The sequence below is a fragment of the Micromonospora sp. NPDC005194 genome (assembly GCF_040608335.1).
Classification (GTDB): domain Bacteria; phylum Actinomycetota; class Actinomycetes; order Mycobacteriales; family Micromonosporaceae; genus Micromonospora.
In genome coordinates, this window is sequence record NZ_JBEXIA010000024.1 from 1 (window position 1) to 15,395 (window position 15,395).

11 protein-coding genes are annotated in these 15,395 nt (G+C 71.8%); 6 read left to right on the forward strand and 5 right to left on the reverse strand.

Translation table 11 applies throughout. The annotated features are described in order from the left end of the window. Positions 1-198 precede the first annotated feature (198 nt). On the reverse strand, positions 199-885 hold the full coding sequence (locus ABZU53_RS20425) for a hypothetical protein (RefSeq protein ID WP_355067030.1): 687 nt from the start codon (positions 883-885) through the stop codon (positions 199-201). Between the two features lie 69 nt (positions 886-954). Here ABZU53_RS20425 and ABZU53_RS20430 point away from each other — a divergent pair, with 69 nt between their 5' ends. The 3 genes from ABZU53_RS20430 to ABZU53_RS20440 are packed head-to-tail and all read left to right on the forward strand — an operon-like array spanning position 955 to position 5,389. Next, complete coding sequence (locus tag ABZU53_RS20430) at positions 955-3,573, forward strand: valine--tRNA ligase (protein WP_355067031.1); 2,619 nt, start codon at positions 955-957, stop codon at positions 3,571-3,573. Then, positions 3,570-4,904 carry a folylpolyglutamate synthase/dihydrofolate synthase family protein gene (locus tag ABZU53_RS20435; RefSeq protein ID WP_355067032.1) on the forward strand — a complete coding sequence of 445 codons (1,335 nt, stop codon included), beginning with the start codon at positions 3,570-3,572 and terminating at the stop codon, positions 4,902-4,904. The genes ABZU53_RS20430 and ABZU53_RS20435 overlap by 4 nt, the downstream gene beginning before the upstream one ends. After that, entirely contained in the window at positions 4,901-5,389 is a 489-nt protein-coding gene (locus tag ABZU53_RS20440; RefSeq protein WP_355067033.1) for a DUF4233 domain-containing protein, read from the forward strand. The genes ABZU53_RS20435 and ABZU53_RS20440 overlap by 4 nt, the downstream gene beginning before the upstream one ends. Before the next feature lie 42 nt (positions 5,390-5,431). On the opposite strand, the gene ABZU53_RS20445 is transcribed toward ABZU53_RS20440, so the two are convergent. Continuing rightward, positions 5,432-6,970 (reverse strand): VOC family protein, encoded by a 1,539-nt coding sequence (locus ABZU53_RS20445; RefSeq protein WP_354862412.1) that lies wholly within the window; start codon positions 6,968-6,970, stop codon positions 5,432-5,434. A 142-nt stretch (positions 6,971-7,112) separates the two neighbouring features. Here ABZU53_RS20445 and ndk point away from each other — a divergent pair, with 142 nt between their 5' ends. Continuing rightward, the gene (ndk, locus tag ABZU53_RS20450) at positions 7,113-7,538 is read left to right on the forward strand and encodes a nucleoside-diphosphate kinase (RefSeq protein ID WP_354862410.1); all 426 of its coding nucleotides are present in this window, start codon (positions 7,113-7,115) and stop codon (positions 7,536-7,538) included. Between the two features lie 18 nt (positions 7,539-7,556). On the opposite strand, the gene sigJ is transcribed toward ndk, so the two are convergent. From sigJ to ABZU53_RS20465, 3 genes are all read right to left on the reverse strand, one after another. Further along, positions 7,557-8,432, reverse strand: a complete 876-nt coding sequence (gene sigJ / locus ABZU53_RS20455) for an RNA polymerase sigma factor SigJ (RefSeq protein WP_355067034.1) — start codon at positions 8,430-8,432, stop codon at positions 7,557-7,559. After that, on the reverse strand, positions 8,429-8,872 hold the full coding sequence (locus ABZU53_RS20460) for a carboxymuconolactone decarboxylase family protein (RefSeq protein ID WP_354862407.1): 444 nt from the start codon (positions 8,870-8,872) through the stop codon (positions 8,429-8,431). Before ABZU53_RS20460 ends, sigJ begins: the two co-directional genes overlap by 4 nt. A gap of 79 nt (positions 8,873-8,951) precedes the next feature. After that, positions 8,952-10,121 (reverse strand): acyltransferase, encoded by a 1,170-nt coding sequence (locus tag ABZU53_RS20465; protein ID WP_354862405.1) that lies wholly within the window; start codon positions 10,119-10,121, stop codon positions 8,952-8,954. 174 nt (positions 10,122-10,295) lie between these two features. On the opposite strand from ABZU53_RS20465, the gene ABZU53_RS20470 reads away from it, so the two are divergent. Beyond that, a complete protein-coding gene (locus tag ABZU53_RS20470; RefSeq protein ID WP_355067035.1) occupies positions 10,296-11,846 on the forward strand; it encodes an alkaline phosphatase D family protein in 1,551 nt (516 codons plus the stop codon). A 393-nt stretch (positions 11,847-12,239) separates the two neighbouring features. Continuing rightward, positions 12,240-15,386 carry an isoleucine--tRNA ligase gene (ileS, locus tag ABZU53_RS20475; protein WP_355067036.1) on the forward strand — a complete coding sequence of 1,049 codons (3,147 nt, stop codon included), beginning with the start codon at positions 12,240-12,242 and terminating at the stop codon, positions 15,384-15,386. The last annotated feature ends 9 nt before the right edge of the window (positions 15,387-15,395 follow it).

Sequence of the window (15,395 nt, forward strand, 5' to 3'; positions counted from 1 at the left end):
GTACTGCACTCGTGAGGGTGTGGGAGAGTAGGACACCGCCGGACAATCTTCCAGAAAAGGCCACCCCCAACAGGGGTGGCCTTTTCTGCGTTTCCCCGACTCCGCGCCGCTGGTATCGGGCGCTTCCGCGGTCGTGGGCATCCCGATATCCCGGAGAGCACGTCGCTCAACGAGGTCACACCGCCGGACGGGCCCGGATCAGTCGCGGGTCTGCATGTCCCCGCGAAGGTCGCGGAACAGGGCGCCGGCGTCGGTCACCGACCTACCGGGGAACATCGCCATCACGACGCTGCCGTGGTCCGCCCAGCCGCACACCGCGAAGTCGCCGCCGTCGCCACTGGTGCTGCCGCACTTCATCACGCCACCCAGGTCGCCCGCGGGCACCTCGCGCAGGCCGGTCACCGCGCCGGTCTCGTCGGACATCAGGCCGAAGAGGCTGTCCAGGTCGCGCTCGGGCTGCCACAGCAGCGTGGTGCCGCCGAAGATCAGCACCGAGCGCTTGTCGTCGGCGGGGTCGCGGTAGACGGTGCCGAAACTGCGGTCCAGCTCGATGTCGGCGGCCAGGCCGCTGCGCAGATAGTCCGCCGTGCTCTTGGCCCGCTCGCTGTCGTCCCGGGTCAACCCCGCCACCTGATCGGGTGAACTCAGCCGGGTGTCCTTCTGCTGCGCCACGCGCCACCCGCCGACCCCCAGCACGCCGGCACCCGCGAGACCCACGACCAGCGCGACCGCCCAACCGATCTTGCGGCGCCGGGACCAGCCGTCGGAGCGCTCGTCGGGGTCGCCCCCGGTGTCCCGGGTGCTCAGCTGGATGGGCTCCTCGGTCAGTTCGACCGGCTCGCGACTGTCGTCGAGCGAACGTTCGGTGAGATGTGCGTCGGACATAGCCGACACCGTACGCGAACGGCAGGTGGCGCACGTCAGGTCCGCGGAAGCCCTCCGTAGACTTGTCAGGTGACCGAGAGACTGGATGCCCGACGCCCCGACGCCCCGACCCTCGCCGGCCAGTACCAGCCCGGCGAGGTAGAGCAGCGACGGTACGAGCAGTGGGTAGCCGCTGGGCACTTCCGGGCCTCCGCCGACAGCGACAAGCCCCCCTTCACCATCGTCATCCCGCCGCCGAACGTCACCGGCTCGCTGCACATGGGCCACGCGTTCGAGCACACGCTCATGGACGCGTTGACCCGGCGAAAGCGGATGCAGGGCTTCGAGGCGCTGTGGCTGCCCGGCATGGACCATGCCGGCATCGCCACCCAGAACCTGGTCGAGCGTCAGCTCGCCGCCGAGGGCCTTTCCCGACACGACCTCGGCCGGGAGAAGTTCGTCGAGCGGGTCTGGCAGTGGAAGGCCGAGTCCGGCGGCGCCATCCTCGGCCAGATGCGCCGCCTCGGCGACTCCGTGGACTGGGACCGTGAGCGCTTCACCATGGACGCGGGGCTGAGCCGCGCCGTCCAGACGATCTTCAAGAAGCTCTTCGACGACGGCCTCATCTACCGAGCCAACCGGATCATCAACTGGTGCCCGCGCTGCCTCACCGCGCTCTCCGACATCGAGGTCGAGCACACCGACGACGACGGTGAGCTGATCTCCATCCGCTACAGCGACGAGGTCGTGGTGGCCACCACCCGGGCCGAGACGATGCTCGGCGACACCGCCGTCGCGGTGCACCCCGACGACGAGCGCTACCAGCACCTGATCGGCACCGAGGTCGAGCTGCCGCTCACCGGCCGGCGGATCCCGATCGTCGCCGACGCGCACGTCGACCCGAGCTTCGGCACCGGCATGGTGAAGGTGACGCCCGCGCACGACCCGAACGACTTCGAGATCGGCCAGCGCCACGACCTGCCCGCGCTGACCGTGATGGACGAGCGCGGTGTGATCACCGTGCCCGGCCCGTTCGAGGGGCTGGACCGGTTCGAGGCGCGGCCGGCGATCGTGGCCGCGCTGCGGGAGCAGGGCCGGATCGTCGCCGAGAAGCGGCCGTACGTGCACGCGGTCGGGCACTGCTCGCGCTGCAAGACGACTGTCGAGCCGCGGCTGTCGCTGCAGTGGTTCGTCAACACCGCCCCGCTCGCGCAGGCCGCCGGCGACGCGGTCCGCGACGGCCGGGTGCGCATCGAGCCGGCCGAGCTGGCCAAGCGCTACTTCGCCTGGGTCGACAACATGCACGACTGGTGCATCTCCCGCCAGCTGTGGTGGGGGCACCGCATCCCGGTCTGGTACGGCCCGGCGGGCGAGATCGTCTGCGTCGGCCCCGACGAGGAGGCCCCGACCGGGGAGGGCTGGCACCAGGACGAGGACGTCCTGGACACCTGGTTCTCCAGCGGCCTGTGGCCGTTCTCCACCCTGGGCTGGCCCGAAGAGACCCCGGACCTGGCGAAGTTCTACCCGACCAGCGTGCTGGTCACCGGGTACGACATCCTGTTCTTCTGGGTCGCCCGGATGATGATGTTCGGCCTGTACGCGATGGACGGCCGGCCGCCCTTCGACGTGGTCGCGCTGCACGGCATGGTGCGTGACCAGTTCGGCAAGAAGATGTCGAAGTCGTTCGGCAACGTGGTCGACCCGCTGGACTGGATCGACAGGTACGGCGCTGACGCCACCCGGTTCACCCTGGCGCGGGGCGCGAACCCCGGCCAGGACGTGCCGGTCAGCGAGGAGTGGTGCCAGGGTTCGCGCAACTTCTGCAACAAGCTCTGGAACGCCACCCGGTTCGCCCTGATGAACGGCGCGCACACCACGGGCGACCTGCCGCCGGTCGAGCAGCTCTCCACCGTCGACAGGTGGATCCTGTCCCGGCTGGCGCACGTCACCGCCGAGGTCGACGAGCAGTTCGAGGCGTACGAGTTTGCCAAGGTGTGCGACCTGCTCTACCACTTCGCCTGGGACGACGTCTGCGACTGGTACGTCGAGCTGAGCAAGCCGGTGCTCGCCGAGGGCGGCGAGCGGGCCGACGCCACCCGGCGGGTGCTCGGGCACGTGCTCGACCAGCTGCTGCGGCTGCTGCACCCGGTCATCCCGTTCGTCACCGAGGAGCTGTGGCTCGCGCTGACCGGCGGCGAGACGGTGCAGGCCGCCGCCTGGCCGGTGGCCGACCGGTCGCTGGTCGACGACGCCGCCGAGGCTGAGCTGGCCGCCGTGCAGCGGGTGGTCACCGAGATCCGCCGGTTCCGTTCCGACCAGGGGCTGCGCCCGACGCAGCGGGTGGCCGCCCGCCTGGACGGGCTGGCCGGAGCTGGCATCGCGGCCCACGAGCCGCTGATCAGGTCGCTGGTCCGGCTGGACGCGGCTGGTGACGACTTCCAGGCCAGCGCGACGCTGGCCATGCCCGGCGCGGTCGGTGTCGCGTTGGACACCCGGGGGTCGATCGACGTGGCCGCCGAGCGGGCCCGGCTGACCAAGGACCGCGCGGCCGCCGAGAAGGAGGTCGCGCAGGCCCGAGCGAAGCTCGACAACCCTGCCTTCATCGGCAAGGCCCCCGAGCCGGTCGTCGCGAAGATCCGCGACCGGCTCGCCACCGCCGAGGCCGACCTGGTCCGGATCGACGCTGCTCTGGAGACACTGCCCTCGTGACCGACCGTACCGATTTCGCCGCCGCCGAAGCCGAGCTGAACGCCCGCGGCTTCACCCGCATGGTCTTCGAGCTGGACCGCATCGAGTCGCTGCTCGACCTGCTCGGCAGCCCGCAGCGGGCGTACCCGGCGATCCACCTGACCGGCACCAACGGCAAGACGTCCACCGCGCGGATGATCGACTCGCTGCTGCGGGCGTTCGGGCTGCACACCGGCCGGTACACGAGCCCGCACCTGGAGACCGTGCGGGAGCGGATCAGCCTGGACGGCGAGCCGGTCAGCGAGGAGCGGTTCGCCGCGGTGTACCGGGAGATCAAGCCGCTGGCGGAGCTGGTCGACGCCCGGTCGGACGAGCCGCTGACGTACTTCGACATGACCACCGCGCTGGCGTTCGCCACGTTCGCCGACGCGCCTGTCGACATCGCCGTGGTCGAGGTGGGACTCGGCGGCGCCGAGGACGCCACGAACGTCATCCAGGCCGGGGTGTGCGTGATCACCCCGATCGGCCTGGACCACACCGAGTGGCTCGGCGACACCCTCCAGGACATCGCGCTGGCGAAGGCCGGCATCATCCACCCGGGCGCCACGGTGATCGCGGCGGCGCAGGAGGAGGAGGCCGCGCGGCCACTCCTCGACCGCTGTGCCGAGGTGGGCGCCACCATCGCCCGGGAGGGCGCCGAGTTCGGCGTGCTGGGCCGGGCTGTCGCGGTCGGCGGGCAGGTGCTCAGCCTCCAAGGCCTGGGCGGCATCTACGACGACATCTTCATTCCGCTGCACGGCGCGCACCAGGCGCAGAACGCCGCGGTGGCGCTCGCCGCCGTGGAGGCGTTCCTGGGCGCCGGGAGCCGACGGCAGTTGGACGTCGACGCGGTCCGGGAGGCCTTCGCCTCGACCAGTTCCCCCGGGCGGCTGGAGCGGGTACGCAACGCGCCGACCATCCTGCTGGACGGCGCGCACAATCCGCACGGCATGGCCGCCACCGTGACCGCACTCCAGGAGGAGTTCGCGTTCAGCAAGCTGGTGGCGGTGGTCGGCGTACTCGCCGACAAGGACGCGGAAGCCCTGTTGGAGTTGCTGGAGCCGGTGGTCGACCAGGTGGTGGTCACCCGTAACAGCTCGCCGCGGGCGATGCCGACGGCGGAGCTCGCCGCGCTGGCCGAGGAGGTCTTCGGCGAGGAGCGGGTGGAGTCGGCCGAGGAGATGCCGGACGCCATCGAGCTGGCGGTCGCACTGGCCGAGGAGGACGTCCCCGGAGAGCTCAGCGGCGTCGGGGTCCTGGTGACCGGTTCGGTGGTCACGGTGGCCGACGCCCGCCGGCTGTTGAAGCGATGACCGGCCCGGAACAGGACCCGCGCGCCACCGAGGGCCCCGCCGGCCCGTCGGTCGGCCAGGCGGGCTCGTCGCGCGGCGAGGCGGGCTCGGTTACCGAGCAGGGCGCGGCCGGATCGTCAGTGGGGGAGCCGGAGGCCGGGCAGCCGCGGCGCTCCGGGCTGCGCAACCCGGAGCGGGCGGTACGCGGCCTGGGCGCTGGGACGCTCAGCCTGGAGGCGCTGGTGCTGCTGCTGGCCATCCAGCCGATCCGGGTGGTCGGTGGCGACCTCGGCGGGGCCGCGATCGCGGCGGTGGTGGCCCTGGCGGTTGCCGCCGTCCTGCTCGCCGGCATGATGCGCCGCCCCTGGGCCTGGCACGCCGGCACCGTGCTGCAGGGCCTGCTGATGCTGGCCGGTCTGCTGCACTGGTCGCTGTTCGTGCTGGGCATCATCTTCGCCCTGGTCTGGGCGTACGCGCTGCACGTCCGCCGGGTCATCCTCGGCTGACACGCCGACTCGTCCGGCGATGCTCCGGGAGGACCGGCCGGGTCAGGCGTCGGCGCGTTCGCGCCACTGGGTGAGGGCGATGCCGTGGCCGTCCGGGTCCCGGAAGGCAGCCGCCCACACCTCCAGCCTGCTGCCCCGGTTGACCACCCGGGGCGCGTACGTGAAGCGGACCCCGGAGTCGCGCAGCCGGCCGTACGCCGCCTCGATGTCGTCCACCTCGAGGTTGACGTGCACCAGTCGGCGGCTGATCGGCGCCGCCCCGGTCACCTCGCGCAGCACCAGCCGGGTCGTGCCGAAGGCGAGCACGGCGTTGCCGGCGCCCTGGTCGACCTCGCTGAAGCCGAGCATGTCGCGGTAGAAGCCGAGCGACCGGGACAGGTCGGTGACCAGCAGGGTCAGGCCGACACCGCTGATCGGGCCGGCCGGATCAGTCGCGGACGCGCCGTCGTACCCGAAGATCGCCTCGTCCAGGTCCTCGGCGGTGACGGTCTCGCGGGCCTTTCCGGTCGGGGCCGGATCGTCCAGCGGCAGGTCCAGCGGGTCCAGCGGATCCATGGCGACCGGGCCGGTGCGCTGCGCCGGAGGTGGATCGACGCGCGGCGCGGCGGGCGGGTCGAGGCGGGCCTCGGCGGTCGCGGGCCGGTCGTCGGGCGCCGGGTCGACGCGGTCGTCGGGTTGGTCGACGCGGTCGTCGATCGGGGCGAGCGGGTCCGCGCCGGGCTGGTCGAAGTGCTCCTCCGCCGGTGGGCGCGGTGCGGGGGTGGCCCGTCGGGGCAGCCCCGCGCCGGGCTGCGGCTCGACGACGACGCCTTCGAGCACCACCGGGCCGCCCGGGCTCTGGCTCATCACCACCGGCTCGCGCTCGTCGGGCGCGACCGCCGGGTCGTCGCGCAGCGGGTCGGGGCCGCGCGGGTCACGGAACACCTCGGGGCCGCGTGGGTCACGGAACGGGTCACCGTCGCGGGCGTCGCGGAAGGGGTCGCCGTCGCGGCCACGCGGGTCGAGGAACCCCTCGCTGTCGCGCGCGTCCCGGAAGTCGTCGTCCGTCGCGCGGTCGGCCCACGGCGGGGCGTCCTGCTGGATGAGCACGTCGTCCACGGCGTCGATGTCGCCGAACTCCGGTGGGAGGTCGGCGACGGCCGCCGCGGTCTCGGCGTGGGTGGGCACCTCGTCCCAGAGAACCTTGACGTGCCGCTGGTCGTCCAACGCGACCCGGATCGGCAGGGTCTGACCCAGCGACGGCCACTTCGAGACCGGCACCCGCGGCTCGATGATCTTCTTGGATCGGGGCGGCAGACCGGGCGCGTCGATGACCAGTTGCAGCTCGCACCGGCCGAACGCGTACTGGGTGGGTGGTTCGGAGGCGCTGTGCACGTGCGCCACGCCGACCACCCAGGTGCGCCCGCCGCCGCGTACGGTAGCCAGCGCGATCGCCAGCACCAGCAGGGCGACCCCGAGGGCCACGATGGCCCAGCTGGTCATGCCCAGCCCGAAGAGGACGACGAAGGTGGCCACGGTGCCGAGCACCGTGCCGATGAGCTTGCGTACCGGCGCGATGGGCCGGTTCCCGCCATTCGCCACAGTGGACCTCCCGGGGGTCAGGGCCAGGCTAGGCCGGATCGGCCACCGGGGGAAAGACCGGCCGCCGCGCCGGCGCCGGGACCGGGTCGATAGGCTGACCGTACCGATCCCAAGCGTTCCGCGCGTACAGGAGGAACCCAGCGTGTCCAGCAACAGCCCGGATGAGCGCAGCCTCGTGCTGATCAAGCCCGACGCGGTCCGCCGCGGCCTGGTCGGCGAGGTCCTCTCCCGCTTCGAGCGCAAGGGGCTGCGGATCGACGCGATGGTGCACCGGACGATGGACGCCGCGCTGGCCGACGCGCACTACGCCGAGCACGTCGACAAGGCGTTCTACCCGCCGCTGAAGGACTTCATGACCGGTGGCCCGCTGGTCGCCCTGGTGCTCTCCGGCGACCAGGTCATCGACGTGGTCCGTGGGCTGGTCGGCGCGACCGACGGCCGCAGGGCCGCCGCCGGCACGATCCGGGGCGACCTGTCGCTGTCCAACCGGGAGAACCTGGTACACGCCTCCGACTCGACGGACAGCGCCAAGCGCGAGATCGGGCTCTGGTTCCCCGAGCTGAGCTGAGCTGACGGCGCCGGGGGTTCAGTCGACCGGCGGCAGCTTCTCCGGGTTGCCCACGACGTAGATCCCGGTGATCCGGCCGGCTGCGGCGGTGACCGTCAGCGTGTACCGGCCGCCGTCGGAGCGGGTGAGCAGGATGGCGGGTTCGCCGTTCAACTCCAGCCGACGCGCCGCCCACTCGCGGCGTGGGCCGTAGATCCCGGCGTAGAACCGGGCGACCCGGTCCGCGCCCCGCAGCGGGTTGCGGGCGGAACGCACCCGGCCGCCGCCGTCGTTCCACGCCGTGACGTCCGCGGCCACCAGACTGGTGAGCGTCGCCAGGTCCCCGTTCCGGGCGGCGGCGAGGAACGCCTCCAGCAGCCGCTCACGCTCCGAGCGGCTGGCGGTGAAGCGGCGGCGCTCCTGGCGTACCCGCGTGGCCGCCCGGTGGTGCAGCTGTCGACAGTCCTCGGGGGTCCGGTCCAGGATCTCCGCGATCTCGGCGTACGGCAGGTCGAACGCGGTGTGCAGGACGTACACCGCGCGCTCCGGCGGGGTGAGCCGCTCCAGCACGTGCAGCAGGGCGGTGGACAGCGAGTCGCGCAGCTCCGCGCGGTCCAGCGGGCCGAACGGCGAGGGCTCGGTCGGCACCGGCTCGGGCAGCCACGGCCCGACGTAGGTCTCGCGGGCCGCCTGCCGGGCCCGGAGCCGGTCCATCGCCAGCCGGGTGACCACCCGGGACAGGTAGCGGCGCGGCTCGGCCACGGTGGCGCGGTCCACGCCCAGCCACCGCAGGTACGCCTCCTGGAGCACGTCCTCCGCGTCGTGCCGGCTGCCGAGCAGGCGGTAGGCGAGCCCGAGCAGCATCGGCCGGTGCGTCTGGAGCGCACCGGCCGCCTCTGCCGCCTCGGTCGTCACACCTGCGCCGGGGGCTCCGTGTGCGTGGTCACGGCGATACGATTCCACACGTTGATTGTGGCGATCGCGAGGACCAGATCGGCCAGTTCCTTCTCCGGCCAGACCTTCGCTGCGGCGTCCCACACCTCGTCCGACACCCCGTGCTCGCCGAGCCGGGTCACCGCGTCGGTGAGCGCCAGCGCGGTCTGCTCCCGCTCGTCGAAGAACGACAGCGCCTCCCGCCAGGCGGCCACCGCGAACAGCCGCCGGCTCGACTCGCCGGCGGCGAGGGCGTCGCGGCTGTGCATGTCCACGCAGAACGCGCAGCCGTTCAGCATCGACGCCCGCAGCTTGACCAGCTCCAGCACGGTGTGGTCGACGTTCGCCTGGACGTACTTCTCCAGGCCCGACACGGCCTGGTATCCCTGCGGCGCGACCTCGAAGAGCCTCATTCGTTGCATGACCAACTCCCTGTTCGATCCGACACCGCAACGACGGTTCGACCGGGGCGTGCCGTGACAACCGCGGTGGTGACCCCGGTCACGCGTGGCGGTGGGCCCGGCCGGAGGCCGTCGGAACGGTGTCGGCCAGCACCTCGCGCGGGCGGGGGATCCGGGGGCTGTCATCGACGGTGTCCACCGGTCGGTCGTCGTCGCGCGACGCGGGCCGCGCGACGCGGGCGGCGAGCCGCCGCCCCACCCCGATCGCGGGTAGCTCGACCCACCGGTAGAGCACGTCCGCGAGGATCAGCCCCACCACCACGGCGCCCACGAAGATGACGGTGCCGTGGCGCCCCCTCGTGGGCAGCAACCCGATCGCCACCCCTGCCGCGATGGACTGGACCAGGTACATCGAGTACGACCGTTCGCCGACGAAGACCAGTGGACGGAGCGCCAGTACGCGCGCGAGGAGGCTGCGTGACAGCAGGGCCGGCAGCAGCAGGGCGGCCGCCGCGGCGTAGCTGCCGATCAGCGCCTCCGGGCCGAGCCGGGCCGGCCAGTACCGCACGGCCACCTGGACCGCGACGAAGGCCATGATCACCGCGCTGGCCGTGATCGGGTGGGTCAGCGGCCGGAGCAGGGCGAAGCCCCGGGGGTGCTGCATGATCACGGCGATGAGGCAGCCGAGCAGGATCGCCACGTAGTGGATCGGCCAGCTCAGCCACGCGATCTCCGGCGGGATCAACGCGACGAGGAGCACGAGCAGGCCGAGAGTGACGGCCAGTCGGCGGCGGAAGACGGTGGTCACCAGCACGAACGCGATGGCCGGCCAGAACAGGTAGAACTTCTGCTCGATCCCGATCGTCCAGGAGTGCAGGTACGGGGCGCCGGCCGGCAGGAAGTCGTTGAGCAGGAGCAGGTAGTACGCCAGCGAGCGTTCCAGCGCGTCGGCCGTGCCGCTGAGCCGGGCCAGTGCCCAGGTCAGGAAGAGCACCAGCAGGTACACCGGCATGATCCGGAAGAACCGCCGCAGGTAGAACGCGCGCAGTGAGACCCGCCCGTACCGGTGCTCCTCCCGCAGCAGCAGCGTGGTGATCAGGAAACCGGAGAGCACGAAGAACAGGTGGACGCCGATCCAGCCCGTCAGCCAGGCCCAGGACGGGCCACCGAAGTGGAAGGCGAAGACCATGACGGCCGCCACGGCCCGCAGGCCGTCCAGGGCGGGAAAGCGTCGCATGGCCTGGAACTCGTCGTAATCGAGCGGACGCACCGGCGAAGTTTGCGCGAGCCCGCCAACGGGGTCAAGCGGCGACTGTCGTCCAGAGCGGAGCGTGCGGCCGTTCCGGCCGGACAACCGGCGTTCGGACCCCGGTCATCCGGGCCGCCGATCGCGGTCATCTCCGCCCGGTAGACCGACGGGGTCAACCCATGACCGGGAGGAAGCATGACCGAGCTTGATCGACGTACCCTGCTGCGGGCCGGCTTGGTGGCCGGGGCCGGAGTCGCCGGCGGCGCGCTGCTGGGCGGCGCTGGCGCGAACGCCGCCCCGGCCTGGCGCCCGGCGGGACGCCCCGTGCTCACCCACGGCGTGCAGAGCGGCGACGTGACCGCCGACTCGGCGCTGGTCTGGGCGCGGGCCGACCGCCCGGGCCGGATGCTGGTCGAGGTGAGCCGGCGGCCCGACTTCCGGGGCGCGCGGCAGTTGCGTGGCCCGGTGCTCGGCCCGAGCGGAGACTTCACCGGCAAGGTGCGGCTGCGCGGCCTGCCGGACGCCGAGCGGCTGCACTACCGGGTCCGGGTGGAGAGTCTGGAGCGGCACGGGGTGGTCAGCGAGCCGCTGACCGGGTCGCTGACGACCGCGCCGGGCCGGCACCGGCGGCGCGACGTGACGTTCGTCTGGACCGGGGACATCGTCGGGCAGGGCTGGGGGATCGACCCCAACTACGGCGGACTGTCGATCTTCCGCGCGATGCGGGAGGCCCGTCCGGACTTCTACCTGTGCAGCGGCGACACCGTGTACGCCGACGGCCCGCTGGTCGAGTCGGTGACGCTGCCCGACGGGCGGATCTGGCGCAACCTGGTGACCCCCGAGAAGAGCAAGGTCGCCGAGACGCTTACCGAGTACCGGGGACAGTTCGCCTACAACCTGCTCGACGCGCACCTGCGGGAGTTCGCCGCGGCGGTGCCGCAGATCAACCAGTGGGACGACCACGAGGTCCTCAACAACTGGTACCCGGGGGAGATCCTGGACGACCCGCGCTACACCGAGCAGCGGGTCGACGTGCTCGCCGCGCGGGCCAGTCAGGCGTTCCACGAGTGGCTGCCCGTGCCGGACGACGGGCCGCTGTACCGGCGGATCTCGTACGGGCCGCTGCTGGACGTGTTCGTGCTCGACATGCGTACCCACAAGGACCCCAACGACGGCAACACGTACGCCGACCCGAAGCGTGGCCTGCTCGGCCGCGAGCAGCGGGAGTGGCTGATCCGGGAGCTGAAGCGCTCCACGGCGACCTGGAAGGTGATCGCCAACGACCTGCCGATCGGGGTCGTGGTGCCGGACGGTCCGGGCGCGCAGGAGGGCGTCGCGCAGGGCGACCCCGGTGCGCCGCTCGGTCGTGAGCTGGAGTTCGCCGAGGTGCTGCGGGCCACCCACCGGGCTCAGGTGACCGGCATGGTCTTCCTCACCGCCGACGTGCACTACTCCGCCGCGCACCACTACGACCCGTCCCGGGCGGCGGTCGGTGACTTCACGCCGTTCTGGGAGTTCGTCTCCGGTCCGGCGCACGCCGGCGCGTTCGGCCCGAACGCCCTGGACGGCACGTTCGGCCCGCAGGCGGTCTTCGTGCACGCCCCGCCGCGCGCCAACACCTCGCCGGCCGAGGGCTTCCAGCACTTCGGCGAGGTGTCGATCGACGGCGAGTCGGCGGCCCTGACAGTTCACCTGCGCGACCGCGACGGCGCCTCCCTCTGGAACACCACCCTCCCCGCCCCCTAACCCACCCTCCCCGCCGTCCCCTGTTGATCAAGAGGTTTGCGTCAGGATTTGGCGCGACGTTGACGCAAACCTCTTGATCAACGGAAGCATCCGCCGGGGTGGGGTGCACGCGGGATTACTCGGCGGCGGAGTGATGGGCGGGTCTTGTATCGTTGAGCACCGTAAGGCGATGACCCGGCCATCACCGGTGAGCCTCCGGAAGAACAGCCGGGCAACCGGCCCAGTAGAACCGGACGGGTGCGGCCCGTCACAGCCGGCAAATGAGCGGGCGGTCGATCCTGACCGCCAAGCGGGGTGGTACCGCGGGCCACCCGGGAGCGCCGTCGTCGGCGTACCCGGAAGGTTCGTCCTCGCAGACCCACGTTGAGTGAGCTGCGAGGAGAGCGACAGGCGATGGCCTATCCGTTGCACGACCCGACCGCCGCCGGTGTGCCGGCGAGCCCGGACCTGCCCGCGGTCGAGCGCCGGGTGCTGGAGCACTGGACGGCCGACAAGACCTTCGAGGCGTCGGTCGAGGCCCGCCCCGCCGGCACCGACGGCAAGAACGAGTACGTCTTCTACGACGGCCCGCCGTTCGCCAACGGCCTGCCGCACTACGGCCACCTCTTCACCGGCTACGTCAAGGACGTGGTGCCGCGCTACCAGACCATGCGCGGCCGGCACGTCGAGCGCCGCTTCGGCTGGGACTGCCACGGCCTGCCCGCCGAGGTGGTGGCCGAGAAGCAGCTCGGCATCACCAGCAAGGCGGAGATCATCGACCTGGGCGTGGCCCGGTTCAACGAGGCCTGCCGCACCTCGGTGCTGGAGTTCACCCAGGACTGGGAGCGGTACATCAACCGGCAGGCCCGCTGGGTCGACTTCGCCAACGACTACAAGACCCTCGACCTGGACTACATGGAAAGCGTCATGTGGGCCTTCAAGACCCTGCACGACAAGGGTCTGATCTACGAGGGTTTCCGGGTGCTGGCGTACTGCTGGCGCTGCGAGACGCCGCTGTCGAACACCGAGACCCGGATGGACGACGTCTACCGGGACCGGCACGACCCCACCCTGTCGGTGTGGTTCGGGCTGACCGCCGACGAGTCCGCGCCGGAACTGGTGCGCGGGCCGGTCAAGCTGGGCGTCTGGACCACCACGCCGTGGACCCTGCCGTCGAACCTGGCGCTCGCCGTCGGCCCCGACATCGAGTACGCGGTGCTGGAACGCGACGGCGAGCGGTTCGTGGTGGGTGCCGCGCGGCTCGGGGCGTACGCCAAGGAGCTGGAGGGGTACGAGCAGGTCGGCACGGTGTACGGCCGGGACCTGGTCGGGCGCCGCTACACACCGCTGTTCGACTTCCTCGTCGAGCAGGCGGGCGAGAACGCCTACCAGGTGCTCGGCGCGGAGTTCGTCACCACCGAGGACGGCACCGGGATCGTGCACCTCGCCCCGGCGTTCGGCGAGGACGACCAGAACGTCTGCAACGCCGCCGGCATCCCCACCATCGTCACGGTGGACGACCACACCCGGTTCACCGCGCTGGTCCCGCCGTACCAGGGTGAGCAGGTCTTCGACGTCAACAAGCCGGTGATCCGCGAGCTGAAGGACCGGGGGGTGGTGCTCAAGCAGGACACCTACACCCACTCGTACCCGCACTGCTGGCGCTGCGACACCCCGCTGGTCTACAAGGCGGTGTCGTCCTGGTTCGTCGCGGTGACGCAGTTCCGGGACCGGATGGTCGAGCTGAACCAGGAGATCAACTGGACGCCCGGCCACATCAAGGACGGCTCGTTCGGCAAGTGGCTGGCCAACGCACGGGACTGGTCGATCAGCCGGAACCGGTTCTGGGGCTCCCCGATCCCGGTGTGGAAGTCCGACGACCCGAACTACCCGCGCCTGGACGTCTACGGCTCCCTCGCGGACATCGAGCGGGACTTCGGCGTACGCCTGAGCGACCTGCACCGGCCGGCGGTGGACGACCTGGTCCGCCCCAACCCGGACGACCCGACCGGTCAGTCGATGATGCGTCGGGTGCCGGAGGTGCTGGACTGCTGGTTCGAGTCCGGGTCGATGCCGTTCGCCCAGGTGCACTACCCGTTCGAGAACGCGGACTGGTTCGAGCACCACTACCCGGGTGACTTCATCGTCGAGTACATCGGGCAGACCCGCGGCTGGTTCTACACGATGCACGTGCTGGCCACCGCGCTGTTCGACCGGCCGGCGTTCCGCAACTGCCTGAGCCACGGCATCCTGCTGGGCTCGGACGGGCGCAAGATGTCCAAGAGCCTGCGCAACTACCCGGACGTCTACCACGTCTTCGACGCGTACGGCTCGGACGCGATGCGGTGGATGCTGATGTCCTCGCCGGTGCTGCGCGGCGGTGACATGGCGGTCACCGAGGCGGGCATCCGTGACGCCGTCCGGCAGGTGCTGCTGCCGTTGTGGAACGTCTGGTACTTCTTCTCGCTCTACGCCAACGCGGACGGGTACCAGGCGCGGCGGCGCACCGACTCGACGCACCTGCTCGACAGGTACGTGCTGGCGAAGACCAACGAGCTGGTGTCGACCGTCAGCGCGCAGATGGACGCGTACGACATCTCCGGCGCCTGCGCCACCGTGCGGTCCTACCTGGACGCGCTGACCAACTGGTACGTGCGCCGCTCGCGGGACCGGTTCTGGTCCGGCGACGCCAACGCGTTCGACACCCTGTCGACCGTGCTGGAGACGCTCTGCCGGGTGGTGGCGCCGCTGGCGCCGCTGACCGCGGAGGAGATCTGGCGCGGGCTGACCGGGGAGCGCTCGGTGCACCTGACCGACTGGCCGGAGGCGAGCGAGTTCCCGGCCGACCACGACCTGGTCGCCGCCATGGACAACGTGCGGGCCGTGGCCTCGGCGGCGCTGTCCCTGCGCAAGGCCAAGGGTCTGCGGGTACGGCTGCCGCTGTCGAAGCTGACCGTGGCCTCGCCGGCGGCGGAGCAGCTGCGACCGTTCGCCGATCTGATCGCCGACGAGGTCAACGTGAAGGCGGTGGAGTTCAGCGCCGAGCTGGCCGCGTACTGCGAGCAGGTGTTGACCGTGGTGCCCCGGGCGCTCGGCCCGCGCGTCGGCAAGCAGGTCCAGCAGGTGATCAAGGCGGTCAAGGCGGGCGAGTGGGAGCTGGTCGACGGCGCCCCGGTGGCCGCCGGCATCACCCTGGCCGAGGGCGAGTACGAGCTGCGCCTGGTCGCCGCCGACGCCGAGCACTCCGCGCCGCTGCCCGGCGGCGAGGGCGTGGTCGTGCTGGACACCGAGGTCACCCCGGAGTTGGCCGCCGAGGGCCTGGCCCGCGACGTGGTGCGGGTGGTGCAGCAGGCCCGCCGCGACGCCGACCTGGACGTCTCCGACCGGATCGTGGTGTCGGTGTCGGCGTCCGAGGAGGTGCGCGCGGCGGTGAGCGCGTACGTCGATTTCGTCGCCGGTGAGGTGCTGGCCGACTCGATCGACTTCGCCGAGGGCCTCGACGGTTTCGCCGGCGAGGTGGGCGAGGGCGAGCGGGTTACGGTCGTCGTCCGCCGGGTGTAACGCGCGGGT